This is a genomic window from Streptosporangium sp. CA-115845 (genome assembly GCF_050943795.1).
GTDB lineage: Bacteria > Actinomycetota > Actinomycetes > Streptosporangiales > Streptosporangiaceae > Streptosporangium.
This window is the reverse complement of sequence record NZ_CP191988.1, coordinates 1318116-1331647: the sequence shown is the minus strand read 5'-3', so window position 1 is coordinate 1331647 and position 13532 is coordinate 1318116. Positions and strand designations below refer to the sequence as shown.

The window sequence follows — 13532 nt, the reverse complement described above, 5'->3', positions numbered from 1 at the left end:
GTCGCCTCACCGGGGGCGGGTGACCGGAACCACGGTGAGCAGGTGGTCCAGGCCTTTGAAGTCCTTCGGGTTGCAGGTGTAAAGGGGGAGCCGGTTCGCGATCGCCACGCAGGCGATCATCAGGTCCGCTGTCCGGGGGCGGGGTTTGCGGCCGAAGGCGATGACGGCGGTCCACAACTGGCCGTACTCGCGAGCGGCGTTGTCATCGAAAGGCAGCGGGTCGAACTCAGCCTCGGCGGTTTGCAGAATCCTCATCCGCTGGGCGAGTTCCTGCGCTCCACCGGCCGCCAGTACGCCGACCGACAGCTCCGCGGTGGTGATGGCACTGATCATCATCTCGTCCGGCAACTCGTCGGGGTCGATTCCAGCACGCAGGATGAGAATGTTGGTGTCAAGCAACCCTTGAACGGGGGTCATTCCCCATCCTCCGCGAACTCGCCTCTACTGTAGGCGCGGTCGTAGGGGTCGTAGAGGCCATCGTTGACGTGCTGGTCCATGTCCTGGCGGTACTTCCGGTCGTTCAGTAGCGGCATGCCGCGGGACACGGCGGCGAACTCGGCCCGCGAGACGGCCCGGCGCCGACGACGGATGGGAACCAGATCGCCGATGTGATGGCCGTTGCGTGTGACGGCGTACCGCTCTCCGCGTTCCAGTCCATCCATGATCTCCGCTGACCGGTTGCGCAGATCGCGCTGGGAGATCTGGTGGGAGTGGTCGGGCTCAGGAATGCTCACCTATTTAACTCTAACTCCGTGTGCCACTTAGTGCCACCGGGTAGCACCCGAGTGTCGCCCGCGATCCGCTACGTCTACATCGACTCTTGGCACAGTGGCCCTGTCCTGGAGATCGGCAGCCGTGAGAGGACCTGCCGGCCGTCGTCGCCAGGCTCACTCTGCCCCAGGGAAGGACCCTCTGGGAGACGCCAAGATCAAACTCATCAAGCGTCAGAGGTACGAACAAGCGGACTTCGCCTTACTCCGCCTACTACGCGGCCCGGCCAACACCGTTGCGATCCTCACCGACCCCGGAGGGCCGGTGCTGGAGTTCTTGAGCTGGGATTTTAGTCTTTTTCAGGAGAGAAGCGTCCGACAGGCAGGGGAAAATGTCTGATTGCTGGTGAATTTCGGTTCGGAACAGGTGGCGTGTCGCGGGCATGCCGAGGGTTCCTAGATCATTAAGGAGCCACGAAAAGCAACAACCCGCGTGTATCTATCACGTCCGGCATCGTCCAGCACTTGAGCCTGACACAGAGGGGGACACCTTTCACCCTCTGGTGGCCCCCTCCGGCCAGATCACGGTCACCCGCACACCGCGCCGCCCGGCTTCCGTCACCACGCCCGCCGTCCCACCCGTGTCCACAGACGGCTCACCGTCCCACACCGCCACGAGCTCGTCGACCGAGCCCAGCATCGCCTCGTTGGCCGCGACACACGCGTCCCGGCTCGCGTGGTCGAAATCCATGACGCGAACCCGAACGGCCTTGCCGAGCAACTGGTCGAACTGCTCGGCGTGATCCGGCTTGACCTTGGTGTCACGGCAGTGCCGCGATCTCCACACGCAGCTCGCGGAGCTATAAGTGATCCACACAGAGGCCAGACCGCTCGCACGGATCTCGCGGACGGGGAAATACTCGCCCCGCCGATCAGACCCTGGCAGACGAGGCGTTCCAGCGTGCGTTGAGTCAGAAATCGCTGTCGCGGATATCCGCCACGTCGATGACGATCACGGTGATATTGTCGGGGCCGCCGTGGTCGATGGCCAACGTGATGAGGCGATCGGCTGCTTCTTCCGGATTCTTCGACGAACGCAGGGCATCTCGGATGAGCACACCGGGGACGGCCGAGCTCAGCCCGTCCGAGCACAGCAGGAACCGGTCACCAGAGTGGAGTTCCCGGACGGTGAGGTCGGGGGAACGACCATCAGCCCGACCATCGAGGAAGCGGGAGATTCGTCCGGGCAGGTTCGGCACGCTGTCGGCATCGGCCACCAGATTCCCGTAAGTGTGATCCTCGGTGATCTGGACAATCTCCGAGACCCCACCGGCGTTGGGGGCAGTGTCACGCAGCAGGTAGGCGCGGGAGTCGCCCACGTTCGCCACGACCGCCATCGTCCCAGAACACAGCATCGCCACCAGCGTGGTGGCCATTCCTGCCAGTTCGGGTTCGGCTTCGGTCCTGCGATGCAGGGCCTGGCTGGCCTCGTAGACCGCTCGCCCCAGGACGGAGGGCAGGTCAGCAGGGTCGACCTGGCGGTCGTGAGGTCGCAAGGCTTCGATCACAGTGGTACTGGCAAGGTCGCCGGCGATGTGACCGCCAAGACCGTCGGCGACGGCGAACAGGGAGCGACCTGAGTAGACGGCGTCTTCGTTGCGTCGGCGCACGAGTCCGATGTGGGTACGGGCGGCGGCTTCAACGGTGAGGGACATTCGTTCACTCGCCCGTCTCGGTGTCAGGCCATGGGGCTTGTGCGGATTCGTCGCGATGGAGAACGTGCACGGTTTCGACGCGGTCGCTGGCCACGATGTACTCCGTCACCTCTATCGGCTGGCCATCGCTTCCCGAGGTGCCCACGCGCACGATCTCCAGCACGGGCAGGCTGACGGGGATCTCCAGCAGACCGGCCTCGTCTTTGGTCGGCATCCGTGCCCTGTGGATCTCCATCCAACTGATGGGCCAGTGGCCGGCCCTCTCCAGCCGGTACAGCCAGTCACCTGGTCCGGGAGCCTGGGCATCGACCTCGGGGGCATCCGCGACGCCACGCGGGTGGATCCACGAGACGTTGATTTGAAACGGAGGTTCTGACTCGGGTCCGGTGACCCGGAATCGACGCATCACCGGGCTGCCGGCCGGAACGCCCAGCAGTTTCGCGATCCGTGGGTCGGCCAGAGGCTCGACGGACGTGGTCGGCGGGACATGATGCTTCCAGACTTCCTGGCCGGAGGCCGACGGGAAGGAGTAGCCGGGACTGTCGGTGGCCACGTTCCGCTTCACCAGGTTCCCGCGTGGCCTGCGCAGGCGCATCATGCCGTACCGGACGATGATCCCCCGCCCCTGCACAGCCCAGACGAAGCCCTCTGATTCCAGTACTCCGATCGCTCGGCCGATCGTGTCCCGGTTCGCGCCGTACTGCGATGCGAAGTCGTCCAGGCGCGGGAGCTTGGCTCCGGGCTCCCACTCGCCGGCCTCGATCCGTGTCCGGATCTGAGCGGCGAGGTCAAGGTAACGCGAGTGCACGGCCATCACACAACTCTCCCTTCCACCGAAAATTGTCCTGGGATAATTGACAGAGGGTTGCTGTCGGCCGACTATAGTCCCAAGACTATCGCCCCCCGAAAGGGCTGGTTCGCCCAGACAAGGGGACGTAACCAGCGCCCACCGCAGGACAGATCATCTTAAAAAACGGGCCCGCTCAGCGCTGCGAACGCTCGAACGGACCCTTGACCAGGAAGGCGCTCCCGATCCATGAATAACCTTAGTCCCCCGCTCCTCGATCGGACTATGGCGAGCGGTTGCGGCTGTTTCGCTGAGAGCCCGCCGCTGCCGATGGGCTGCGCCGTCTGTGGGCACGCGCCGTACGCGCACGGTTGCCCCGGCCAGGCCGCCGATCACGAGTACGCACAACCGTCCGGTGAACTGATGGCCGAGCGCCTCGACGTACGCCGCCGGCTCGGCCTGGGCCGGACCCTGCCGACCTTCCAACCCGCCTACGAGGTCACCGTGTGCTCCGCTGCGGTCGTGCCCGCCCCCTGCCAGGCCGAGCGTGAGAGGACACAGCCCCCCACTCGGCCCGCCGGACGTACGGACATCCGCCGCCCGGCGCTGCCCGGCACCGGCCGCCCGCACCAGCCGGTCGAGACCCGCGAGGACCGCGCGGCCCGCCTGGCACTCGCCCGCGATCCGCGCCCCCGGCGGCGAGCCCTGATCGCGGCCCGCACCCCCGAACACCCGCCCCAGAACACGAACCGCCAGCCGCGACACCCACACCCCGCAGCACCACCCGCCCAGCGGACACCCTTGCCACCGGACATCAACCCCAATCCTCGCAAGGACGTTACGCCCCTGATCCAGCGAACGCTCACCGCGCTACCGGACATCCCCGGCCGGACCTACCGGACTCCCCGGCCGGGGCTCACCATCGCTCCCGGCCGGGGCCGCTCACCGGACACCCCCTCGTCCTGGCGACAGCACCCGCACCGGCAGGAGGTCGCGGCATGAACACGACCCCCGAGCGAGGCGACACCCTGGCGTGCGGATGCGAGTGCAGATGCGGCGGCGAACCCGCCTCCCTGGTGGCTGCCGCGCCACCGACCGCCGTGGAATACGCCCGGGACCTGGCCGCCGTACTGGCCGAACTTCACCACATCCACGCGGACGTCCACGAACTCGCCTCCGGCAACGCCATCGTCTCTGTCCATTATGGGCTGCTGGCCTACACCGACGGCGAGCGGTTCTGGTGGACCAGCCCCGAACTCGACCACGCAGGCAGCCCACTGCTCAGCTCCGAGCTGACACTGCTCGCGGCGGCCAGACAGCTCGCCGAGCACCACACCATCCTGCGCACCAAAGACGCAGCCGACGTGGTGCGCAACGGACTGCCCCTGCTGGCCGACGTGATCCTGACCGAACATGTCGACCCGCGCTGACACCGACGCGACCCGAGCCGCCAAACAGGTCCAACAGCACGCACCCACCTGGTTCGTCATCTGGAGCCTGCGACACCGCCGCTTCGAAGCCAGGCTGGTTTTGTCCGCCAGTTCCGGCCGCAGTTGTTCGCGACCGACGACCGCACCTCCGACCTGGTGTGGTCGATGTTCGCCAGTTCTGACCGCACCTGGTCGTCACACGAACAGGTGCCGCTGGCCTCGGCCAACACCCTGCCTGATTTCACCGGCGGCAACCGGCCACACTTGTGGATCTCCGGTAGGTGCAAAGCTCGCATGGGAGTTGGCCCCACCCCTGAGAGTCTACGGCGAAGCCTTGGCTGCCCGCCCAACGACGAACCCCGCCCTTCCACGCTGGAAGGACGGAGGATTTCGGTGGGGAGGTCACGTTCGCAGGTCGCGGTCGTCGACCAAGACGGCGCGGTGCACGTCAACCAGAATCTACCCAACGAGGTCGGGACAGTACTGCGGGCGATCGGCGATCCACGTCCATGCGGTCGACGTGCCGTGTCAGGCCGGTGGTGCCAGGCGTTTTCACGCCCGCTCTGGGGCACGTCATCCGCCCGCGGCGTCCTCGGCCTCCCAGCGCAGCAGGTCGCCCGGTTGGCAGTTGAGTGCCTCGCAGAGCGCGGCGAGTGTCGTGAAGCGCACCGCCTTGGCGCGGCCGTTCTTGAGTACCGCCAGGTTGGCGGGTGTGATCCCGACGCGGTCCGCGAGGTCGCCCACGGACATCTTCCGCCTGGCCAGCATCACGTCGATGTCGACGACGATCGGCATCAGATCGTCTCGTCCAGCTCGGCCTGCATCTGCGCCGCTTCGACGTCGCGCGCGACGGCCTGGGCGAGCAGCATCCGCAGCACGAGCACGATGAGCGCGACCCCCAGGATGGCCAGGCCGACGACGCCCATGATGACGGTGACGCCCGGGTCGGCCCGCTGGCCCGGCGCGTTGAGGGCCGTGACCGCAAACCATAGGAGGGCAGCCGCCACGATCGCGCCGATCACGGCGTCCACGTACCGGAAGGCGGCGGAAGAGAATACGGTTTTGCGTCGGACCATCGTCACCAGCCGCCATACGCCGACCAGGGCGACTTGGGCCGACACCATGCCCAGGATCGTGATCACGCGCAGCGGGGTCAGCGGGAGCGACCCGCCCTCCGGGTCGCTCCCGCTGACCAACGCCCACACCGTAAATGCCTGTACGAACACGGTGCCGGCGAGCACCACCACGAGCACGGCGCGAAGCGCACGCACTGTCAGCTTTCCCATGACCCACCCCTCTATCGAGTTGCGATGAGAATCTATCGAATCTCGATATATGAGGCAAGGGGTGGGGGCGGAGGGCCGGCGGCGGTTTCGCACCGTGGCGGGACGCCGTCGCCCCCGCCCATGGCATGGCGTGCGCGCGAACCGTCTTGATCTTGTCGAAGTCGGCCTTGCTTGAGCGCAAATCGGACGCCACCCGACTACGCCGAAGCCCTGCGGCCGACGGGGGCAGCCGGGTGGGGCCAAACTCGTTGGTCCCCGTTCCGGCCGCCGGCCGGCTGGGGCCATCCACGTTGGGGTGGGGCCAGAAACCGTTGGTACAACCCCCCTGCCTCTCGTCGATGTCAACGACCTGAGCCCATGACTGCGGTCACCTCTCGCGAACGCCGGCCCACCTCGGTGCGGACCGCGCGACGGCACGCCGATCCCACCTCCCGTGCCGCCGCGCCCCAACTCCCCGCAGGCGGTGGTGCACAACCGGGGACCGCCCGCGGGGCCAGACACAACCGCATGCCCTCTACCCGGAAAGACGTGTCGCGCCCCTCACCAACCCCGAAGGGCCGGTGCTGGGCGGTCTTCCAGGCGGTCGGCTCGTCCGTCTGGTAAGCGTCCAGGAGTTCCCGGCGCTGCTCGTCAGTCGGCTTGGTTCTCGGCACGAGCGCCTCCAATCGGACTACATGTCGTCGGAGATCTCGATCACTTGCAGGTGCTCCTCGATGTGGCGTTGCGGCTCCTCCCACCGGGAGGCGTCGAGGGTGAGAATTGCACCGATCCGGGCGAGGGCTTCGGTGGCGGCCTGAGCGTCCCAGACGTCCAGGCCGGTCCTGCCGGCCATGTCGGCCAGGGCGACGCTCTCCTCGGGCCCGTCGAGGGAGGCAACGGTGACACCTTTCATCAGGGACAGGCCACGCAGTGCGTCGGCTGCCTCAGGCGACTTGTTGTCGAGCATGACCCCGGTGATGGCCAACGCGGGGATGATCATCGGCTGCTCGCCGGCGTCGAATATCTGGACGAGGTTGATCAGCGCGGTATCGCCGCGGGTGAGTTCGCCCAGGACGGTCTTGTCGAGGATGAGCGGAGGGATGATCACCCGAGTTTCGCCCTGACGTTGGCGGCCATGCGTTCGGCGCGGGCGACGGCGTCGGGGTCTGCCTGCGCTTTGGTGACGAGTCCACCCCAGGTGGCGCGGGCGCGTCGTTCGCTGCGGACGCGCGCCGCGATGGCCTCGTTGACGTAGGCGGACAGGGAGCGGGCGTCACCGCCTTCCACCTGCTGTTCGGCGTAGTCGATCAGGTCGGTGTCCACCGTGACGGTGACGGCTCGTTTCCTCATACTCGGATCATATAATCGACATAAGATAACTGGCCGGGGAACGAGCAAAAGGGCGCGGACCGCTTGTCTTCGTCGTGATACAGGCTCCAAGACCGCGTCTCGCAGCCGCCATCCTTCGGCGGCCGGTAGATGATCGCCTTCGGGCTCGCACCCGTGAGGGCGCCAGGCCCCCGGCTTCGGCGCACAGGCGGTAGATCATCGACCGGACCTCATGCACCTGGCACCGCCCCTCACACATGGGGGCGCGAGCCGAGCATGCCATCCAGGATGAGACGGGCCAGCTCGCTCGCTCGCGCCGTCATCTCGGACTCCTGCTGGCCGACGGGCTGGCCGAGCTTGGCCATCATCGGATTGCCCGTCATCGCGATCACCGGCCCGATCACCGCTGCGTACAGCAGATAGATCGGCGTGGGCGGGATGCGGCCCGAGTCGACCAGCCGCTGCACGCTGGGTTGCACGGCCGCGAGCGTCGGGCCGATGTAGCGCTCGACGAGATAGTCCAGGCGCTCGCCTGCCCGGTGCGACTCTTCCATCATGAGCTGGTTCAGCAGCGGCGTGCGCGCGGAGATTTCGTAGAAGCGCAGCACCACCGCAGCCAGCCGTGCCTCATCGTCTGCCCCGAGGTCGGCGGGTTCCGGGTGCAGGACGGGCGCCAGCTTGCGCGTCACGTCCTCCAGCGCGTGATCGACAACCGCGTGCCAGAAAGCCAGTTTGGAGCCGTATCGGTCGTTGATGAAGTTGTGGCTGACGCCCAGCCTGCGGGCCAGCTCGCGCATCGAGGCGCCGTCGTAGCCGACGAAGACCAAACCGGCCCCCTGATGAACGTGCCGCGATGGCCTACCGATCGATCCACCAAGGCTGCCGTCCTGGCCCAGTTCGGGCGTGCGCGCGCCGACCTGATGGGCTGGGCGCTGACCACCGGTGACCCGTTGGCCGATGCGGTGGTCGAGGAGATCCATGCACATGGCCGGCCCGTGCGCGAGGCGTTGCAGCGCGGCATCGCCGAGGGACTGAGCGCGTTGACCGATCCGCCACCCGCGGTGGCCGCCCTTCTGGCGCAATGCGAGAGCCTGCCGGACTACGTCGATGACGACCTACTCGATCGGGGGCCACTGCCCTACTTCGCCGCGCCGCCGCCCGCCCACCATCTCGGGGTCAGCTCCAGCCTGAACCGCTTCATCGGCATCCTGGAAATCTGTGGAGCACTCGGGCTGCTGATCGGCCTGAAACTGGCCTGGCTTGGGGCTTTGGCGGGGATCGGCCTGGCCGCGTTGATGATCGGTGCCACAGCCATGCACATGCGCGCCGGCAACCACCGCAAAGCCGCCGTTCCCGCCGCCGTCGTGCTCCTGACAGCCGCCTATGTGGCCACGCGCTTGATCAGCGCGTGATCGAGCACCAGGCATTCAGACGACTCAGCCGTCATCCGCGACCAGGACTTCATCCAGGACCGGGCCATGCAGGACGACGGCACTCAGCGCCTCGACGTCCTGGTATCGCCGCGCTGGTGGCGCTGAGCTTCCACTGCGGCGCCGGAACAGAGGAAGGCGCCGGACCCCTCCCTGTCGGACTCCCGTGAGACATAGGACATGTAACTCCTTTTAATGCGAAATGGGGCGAGGCACGGCAATCAAGACCATGCGCCGGTGCTTGCCCGGCTCGACGAGCGGCGCTACGGCCTGGCCGCGCGCCATGGTCCGGGGCCACCGGATTGTGCGATGGTCTGTTGCAGGGTCCGGAACGTCTGGCTGAAACCGCCCAGCGCAAGGAAGGCTAGGTCCCCCCATGTTCAGCAAAATCCTCGTCGCCAACCGAGGCGAGATCGCCATCCGTGCCTTACGCGCGGCGTACGAGCTGGGATCCGAGACGGTGGCGGTGTTCCCGTTCGAGGACCGGGGTTCGGAGCACCGGCTGAAGGCGGACGAGGCGTACCAGATCGGAGAGCGTGGGCACCCGGTGCGGGCGTACCTGAATCCGCGGCTGATCGTGGAGACGGCGCGGGCCGCGGGTGCGGACGCGGTGTATCCGGGCTACGGCTTCCTGTCGGAGAACCCGGAGCTCGCCGAGGCGTGTGCCGCGGCGGGCATCACGTTCGTGGGCCCGTCGGCCGATGTGCTCACCCTGACGGGCAACAAGGCGCGCGCCATCGCCGCGGCGAAGGCCGCCGGGGTTCCGACGCTGGCGAGCATCGCACCGTCGACCGACGTGGACAGCCTGGTCGAGGCTGCCACTGCGATGCCCTATCCGCTGTTCGTCAAGGCGGTCGCCGGTGGTGGTGGCCGGGGAATGCGCCGGGTCGATTCGCCCACCGGTCTACGTGATGCGGTGGAGACGTGCATGCGTGAGGCCGAGGGTGCGTTCGGGGACCCGACGGTGTTCATCGAGCAGGCGGTGGTCGACCCCCGCCATATCGAAGTGCAGATCCTGGCGGATGCCACCGGCGAGGTGATCCATCTGTTCGAGCGGGACTGCTCGGTGCAGCGGCGGCACCAGAAGGTGGTCGAGATCGCGCCGGCACCGAGCCTCGACCCGGACTTGAGGGACCGGATGTGCGCCGACGCGGTGCGGTTCGCGCGCGCGATCGGGTACGTCAACGCGGGCACGGTGGAGTTCCTCCTCGACCGGGCAGGCACGTATGTGTTCATCGAGATGAACCCACGGATCCAGGTCGAGCACACCGTGACCGAGGAGGTCACCGACGTCGACCTGGTGCAGGCGCAGCTGCGGATCGCCTCGGGTGCGACCCTGGCCGACCTCGGGCTCTCCCAGGACTCGGTGCGGCTGCGGGGCGCGGCCCTCCAGTGCCGGATCACCACGGAGGACCCGGCCAACGGGTTCCGCCCCGACACGGGCACGATCACGACGTACCGCTCGCCGGGTGGGGCCGGGGTCCGCCTCGACGGGGGTACGACGTACACCGGCGCGGAGGTGTCGGCGCACTTCGACTCGATGCTGACCAAGCTGACCTGCCGGGGCCACGACTTCGCCACTGCCGTCGCCCGGGCCCGCCGCGCGATCGCGGAGTTCCGCATCCGCGGCGTCGCGACCAACATCCCGTTCCTCCAGGCGGTCCTGGACGACCCCGACTTCCAGGCCGGCCGGCTCACCACCGGCTTCATCGAGACCCATCCGCAGCTGCTGACCGCCCGGTCCAGTGCCGACCGCGGCACCAAGCTGCTGACCTTCCTCGCCGACGTGACCGTGAATCAGCCCCACGGCCCGGCACCGACGGCCATCGACCCCCTGGCCAAGCTGCCCACCGGGTCGGGCGCCCTCTCCGACGGCTCCCGTCAGCGGCTCCTCGAGCTCGGCCCCGTCGGGTTCGCCCGGGCGCTGCGGCAGCAGACCCCCGTGGCGGTCACCGACACCACCTTCCGCGACGCCCACCAGTCGCTGCTCGCCACCCGGGTGCGGACCAAGGACCTGCTCAACGTCGCCGAACACGTGGCCCGCACCACGCCCCAGCTGCTGTCACTGGAGGCCTGGGGCGGAGCGACGTACGACGTGGCGCTGCGGTTCCTGTCCGAGGACCCCTGGGCGCGACTGGAGGCGCTCCGCGCAGCGGTCCCCAACATCTGTCTGCAAATGCTGCTGCGCGGCCGCAACACCGTCGGCTACACGCCGTATCCGACCGAGGTGACCGAGGCCTTCGTCCACGAGGCCGCCGCCACCGGCATCGACATCTTCCGGATCTTCGACGCCCTCAACGACGTGTCCCAGATGGCCCCCGCGATCCAGGCCGTCCGTGACACCGGAACCGCTGTCGCCGAGGTCGCCCTCTGCTACACCGGCGACCTGTCCAACCCCCGCGAGACGCTCTACACACTGGACTACTACCTGCGCCTGGCCGAACGCATCGTCGGCGCCGGCGCCCACATCCTGTCGATCAAGGACATGGCCGGTCTGCTCCGCGCCCCGGCCGCCCGCACACTGGTGACCGCCCTCCGCGAGCGCTTCGACCTGCCGGTCCACCTGCACACCCACGACACCCCCGGCGGCCAGCTCGCCACCCTCCTCGCGGCCATCGACGCCGGGGTCGACGCCGTCGACGCCGCCTGCGCCGCCATGGCGGGGACCACCAGCCAGCCGGCGCTCTCCTCGCTGGTCGCCGCGACGGACCACACCGATCGCGAGACCGGGCTCTCCCTCGCCGCGGTCTGCGACCTCGAGCCCTACTGGGAGGCCACCCGCCGCCTCTACGCACCCTTCGAGTCCGGACTGCCGTCCCCCACCGGCCGCGTGTACACCCACGAGATCCCCGGCGGCCAGCTGTCCAACCTGCGACAGCAAGCCATCGCGCTCGGTCTGGGCGAGAAATTCGAGCAGGTCGAGAGCATGTACGCCGCCGCGAACGGCATCCTCGGCAACATCGTCAAGGTCACCCCGTCGAGCAAGGTCGTCGGCGACCTCGCCCTCCACCTGGTCGCCGTGGGAGCAGACCCCGCCGCCTTCGCCGACAACCCCGGCGCGTACGACATCCCCGACTCCGTCATCGGGTTCCTGGCCGGGGAACTCGGCGACCCGCCCGGCGGCTGGCCCGAACCGTTCCGCACCAAGGCACTGGCCGGCCGCACCCAAAAGATCCCCACCGTCGGCCTGACCCCCGACGAACGCCACGGCCTGGAGACAGACACCAGGCTCACCCTCAACACGCTGCTCTTCCCCGTCCCTACCCGGGACTTCCTCGAGTCCCGCGAGAAGTACGGCGACGTCTCCACCCTCCCCACGCTCGCCTACCTCTACGGACTCCAGCCCGGCGAGGAGCACGAGGTCGTCATCGACGAGGGCAAGACCCTCATCCTCGGCCTGCAGTCGATCAGTGGCCCCGACGAACGCGGCATCCGCACCGTCATGTGCACGATCAACGGCCAGCTCCGCCCGATCAACGTCCGTGACCGGACCGTCTCCGCCGAGGCACCCGCCCAGGAGAAGGTCGATCCGGCCAACCCCGGGCACGTCGGCGCACCGTTCGGTGGCGTGGTCACCCCGGTCGTCAAGGTCGGCGACGTCGTGGCTGCCGGCGGCACCGTTGCCACCATCGAGGCGATGAAGATGGAAGCCTCCATCACCGCGCCACTCTCCGGCACCGTGCGGCGCATCGCCCTCAGCGGCACGCAACAGGTCGACGTCGGGGACCTGGTCCTCGAAATCACCCCCGCTTGAGGCACACCTGGCGAGTCAGGTGACGGGCCGCGTCCCGAGTGTGCTGGGCTTACGCAGCAGGAGGCTCCCGTCCCGGACTTCCTGTCTCGGGCCTCACGCCCGGAAGGTCCGGCGGTAGGCGTCCGGTGGTACGCCGATCGTGCGGTGGAAGTGGCGGCGCAGTGTGGTCGCCGTGCCCATGCCCGCGGCCGAGGCGATGGTGTCGACGCTGTCGCCCGTGGTCTCCAGCAGTTCCTGCGCGCGACGGAGGCGCTGCGTCAGCAGCCACTGCAGCGGGGTGGTACCGGTTACCGAGCGGAAGTGGCGGGCCAGGTGGCGCGAGCTCATGTTCGCCTGGCGGGCCATGTCCTCCACGGTGAGCGGCTGGTCCAGCCGCCGCATCACCCAGGGGAGCAGCTCGGCCAGGGGGTGGCCGTCCTGGGCGGGCACCGGTGTGGTGACGAACTGGGCCTGGCCACCGGCCCGGTGAGGCGGCACGACCAGGCGGCGGGCGACCACGTTGGCGACCGCCGAACCGTGGTCGCGGCGGACCAGATGCAGGCACAGGTCCATCGCCGCGGCCTTGCCCGCGGACGTGAGCACGTTGCCGTTGTCGACGTACAGCACGTCCGGGTCGACCTCCACCCGGGGATAGCGCGCGGCCAGTTCCTCGGTGTGAGCCCAGTGCGTGGTCGCGCGCAGTCCGTCCAGCAGGCCGGCGGCGGCGAGCACGAACACGCCCGTGCACAGAGAGACCACCCGCGCGCCTGACTCGTGGGCCACGCGCACCGCCTCGACCAGGTCGGCCGGCGGGTCCTCGTCGACGTCCGCCAAGGCGGGGACGATCACGATGCCGGCGTGCGCCAGCTGGTCGAGCCCGCAGTCCGGCTCCAGCAGGAACCGGCCGACCCGGACGGCGTGCGTGCCGCACACCCTGACGTCGTACCAGGGGCCCGGCAGGGCGTCCGGGGCGGAGCCGAACACCTCGTAGGCCAGGGCCAGCTCGAAGTGCAGCATCCCATCGGTGGCGGCGATCGCGACGGAGCGCAGGGAAGGACTCATGTCGGGAATTGTACGGGCCATGTCATTTCAGACGCTGGCCCCAGTGGGTCGACTGGGACAGGATTGCCGTA

The 13532-nt window shown here is 68.4% G+C and carries 15 protein-coding genes; 4 read left to right on the top strand and 11 right to left on the bottom strand.

All coding sequences use genetic code 11. The annotated features are described in order from the left end of the window. Positions 1 to 6: 6 nt before the first annotated feature. The 5 genes from ACQP0P_RS08490 to ACQP0P_RS08470 all read right to left on the bottom strand — a co-directional run bounded on the left by ACQP0P_RS08490 (position 7) and on the right by ACQP0P_RS08470 (position 3239). Positions 7 to 417 (bottom strand): type II toxin-antitoxin system VapC family toxin, encoded by a 411-nt coding sequence (locus ACQP0P_RS08490; RefSeq protein WP_433373185.1) that lies wholly within the window; start codon positions 415 to 417, stop codon positions 7 to 9. Further along, positions 414 to 734, bottom strand: a complete 321-nt coding sequence (locus ACQP0P_RS08485; RefSeq protein ID WP_433373183.1) for a type II toxin-antitoxin system Phd/YefM family antitoxin — start codon at positions 732 to 734, stop codon at positions 414 to 416. The genes ACQP0P_RS08490 and ACQP0P_RS08485 overlap by 4 nt, the downstream gene beginning before the upstream one ends. Before the next feature lie 529 nt (positions 735 to 1263). After that, on the bottom strand, positions 1264 to 1557 hold the full coding sequence (locus ACQP0P_RS08480; protein WP_433373181.1) for a hypothetical protein: 294 nt from the start codon (positions 1555 to 1557) through the stop codon (positions 1264 to 1266). 124 nt (positions 1558 to 1681) lie between these two features. After that, positions 1682 to 2425, bottom strand: coding sequence for a PP2C family protein-serine/threonine phosphatase (locus ACQP0P_RS08475; protein ID WP_433373178.1), 744 nt, complete (start codon positions 2423 to 2425; stop codon positions 1682 to 1684). Positions 2426 to 2429: 4 nt separating this feature from the next. Beyond that, positions 2430 to 3239 (bottom strand): GntR family transcriptional regulator, encoded by an 810-nt coding sequence (locus ACQP0P_RS08470; RefSeq protein ID WP_433373175.1) that lies wholly within the window; start codon positions 3237 to 3239, stop codon positions 2430 to 2432. Between the two features lie 258 nt (positions 3240 to 3497). On the opposite strand from ACQP0P_RS08470, the gene ACQP0P_RS08465 reads away from it, so the two are divergent. Both ACQP0P_RS08465 and ACQP0P_RS08460 read left to right on the top strand, forming a co-directional pair. Continuing rightward, positions 3498 to 4214: a hypothetical protein gene (locus tag ACQP0P_RS08465; RefSeq protein ID WP_433373172.1), complete on the top strand. Its 717-nt coding sequence runs from the start codon at positions 3498 to 3500 to the stop codon at positions 4212 to 4214. Continuing rightward, a complete protein-coding gene (locus ACQP0P_RS08460) occupies positions 4211 to 4642 on the top strand; it encodes a hypothetical protein (protein WP_433373169.1) in 432 nt (143 codons plus the stop codon). The genes ACQP0P_RS08465 and ACQP0P_RS08460 overlap by 4 nt, the downstream gene beginning before the upstream one ends. A 573-nt stretch (positions 4643 to 5215) precedes the next feature. Here ACQP0P_RS08460 and ACQP0P_RS08455 read toward each other — a convergent pair. The 5 genes from ACQP0P_RS08455 to ACQP0P_RS08435 all read right to left on the bottom strand — a co-directional run bounded on the left by ACQP0P_RS08455 (position 5216) and on the right by ACQP0P_RS08435 (position 8063). After that, positions 5216 to 5437 (bottom strand): helix-turn-helix domain-containing protein, encoded by a 222-nt coding sequence (locus ACQP0P_RS08455; RefSeq protein WP_343980091.1) that lies wholly within the window; start codon positions 5435 to 5437, stop codon positions 5216 to 5218. Next, positions 5437 to 5928 carry a DUF2975 domain-containing protein gene (locus tag ACQP0P_RS08450; RefSeq protein ID WP_433373166.1) on the bottom strand — a complete coding sequence of 164 codons (492 nt, stop codon included), beginning with the start codon at positions 5926 to 5928 and terminating at the stop codon, positions 5437 to 5439. The genes ACQP0P_RS08455 and ACQP0P_RS08450 overlap by 1 nt, the downstream gene beginning before the upstream one ends. A gap of 670 nt (positions 5929 to 6598) precedes the next feature. Beyond that, a complete protein-coding gene (locus ACQP0P_RS08445) occupies positions 6599 to 7015 on the bottom strand; it encodes a hypothetical protein (protein WP_433373163.1) in 417 nt (138 codons plus the stop codon). Continuing rightward, the gene (locus ACQP0P_RS08440) at positions 7012 to 7257 is read right to left on the bottom strand and encodes a hypothetical protein (protein ID WP_350962954.1); all 246 of its coding nucleotides are present in this window, start codon (positions 7255 to 7257) and stop codon (positions 7012 to 7014) included. Before ACQP0P_RS08440 ends, ACQP0P_RS08445 begins: the two co-directional genes overlap by 4 nt. Positions 7258 to 7487: 230 nt before the next feature. Further along, positions 7488 to 8063, bottom strand: a complete 576-nt coding sequence (locus ACQP0P_RS08435; RefSeq protein WP_433373160.1) for a TetR/AcrR family transcriptional regulator — start codon at positions 8061 to 8063, stop codon at positions 7488 to 7490. A 12-nt stretch (positions 8064 to 8075) separates the two neighbouring features. Here ACQP0P_RS08435 and ACQP0P_RS08430 point away from each other — a divergent pair, with 12 nt between their 5' ends. Together ACQP0P_RS08430 and ACQP0P_RS08425 are read left to right on the top strand one after the other, a co-directional pair. Next, a complete protein-coding gene (locus ACQP0P_RS08430) occupies positions 8076 to 8648 on the top strand; it encodes a DoxX family protein (protein ID WP_433373157.1) in 573 nt (190 codons plus the stop codon). A 394-nt stretch (positions 8649 to 9042) separates the two neighbouring features. Further along, a complete protein-coding gene (locus tag ACQP0P_RS08425; protein WP_433373154.1) occupies positions 9043 to 12420 on the top strand; it encodes a pyruvate carboxylase in 3378 nt (1125 codons plus the stop codon). Between the two features lie 93 nt (positions 12421 to 12513). Here ACQP0P_RS08425 and ACQP0P_RS08420 read toward each other — a convergent pair whose 3' ends face one another. Then, positions 12514 to 13449 carry a helix-turn-helix domain-containing protein gene (locus ACQP0P_RS08420; RefSeq protein ID WP_433381752.1) on the bottom strand — a complete coding sequence of 312 codons (936 nt, stop codon included), beginning with the start codon at positions 13447 to 13449 and terminating at the stop codon, positions 12514 to 12516. Between the last annotated feature and the right edge of the window lie 83 nt (positions 13450 to 13532).

What these genes read in the sequence shown, in the direction of transcription:
- ACQP0P_RS08450 (WP_433373166.1), bottom strand. Translation starts at nt 5,928, where the DNA reads ATGGGAAAGCTGACAGTGCGTGCGCTTCGCGCCGTGCTCGTGGTGGTG.
- ACQP0P_RS08455 (WP_343980091.1), bottom strand. Translation starts at nt 5,437, where the DNA reads ATGCCGATCGTCGTCGACATCGACGTGATGCTGGCCAGGCGGAAGATG.
- ACQP0P_RS08470 (WP_433373175.1), bottom strand. Translation starts at nt 3,239, where the DNA reads ATGGCCGTGCACTCGCGTTACCTTGACCTCGCCGCTCAGATCCGGACA.
- ACQP0P_RS08460 (WP_433373169.1), top strand. Translation starts at nt 4,211, where the DNA reads ATGAACACGACCCCCGAGCGAGGCGACACCCTGGCGTGCGGATGCGAG.
- ACQP0P_RS08425 (WP_433373154.1), top strand. Translation starts at nt 9,043, where the DNA reads ATGTTCAGCAAAATCCTCGTCGCCAACCGAGGCGAGATCGCCATCCGT.
- ACQP0P_RS08440 (WP_350962954.1), bottom strand. Translation starts at nt 7,257, where the DNA reads ATGAGGAAACGAGCCGTCACCGTCACGGTGGACACCGACCTGATCGAC.
- ACQP0P_RS08475 (WP_433373178.1), bottom strand. Translation starts at nt 2,425, where the DNA reads ATGTCCCTCACCGTTGAAGCCGCCGCCCGTACCCACATCGGACTCGTG.
- ACQP0P_RS08430 (WP_433373157.1), top strand. Translation starts at nt 8,076, where the DNA reads ATGAACGTGCCGCGATGGCCTACCGATCGATCCACCAAGGCTGCCGTC.
- ACQP0P_RS08490 (WP_433373185.1), bottom strand. Translation starts at nt 417, where the DNA reads ATGACCCCCGTTCAAGGGTTGCTTGACACCAACATTCTCATCCTGCGT.
- ACQP0P_RS08465 (WP_433373172.1), top strand. Translation starts at nt 3,498, where the DNA reads ATGGCGAGCGGTTGCGGCTGTTTCGCTGAGAGCCCGCCGCTGCCGATG.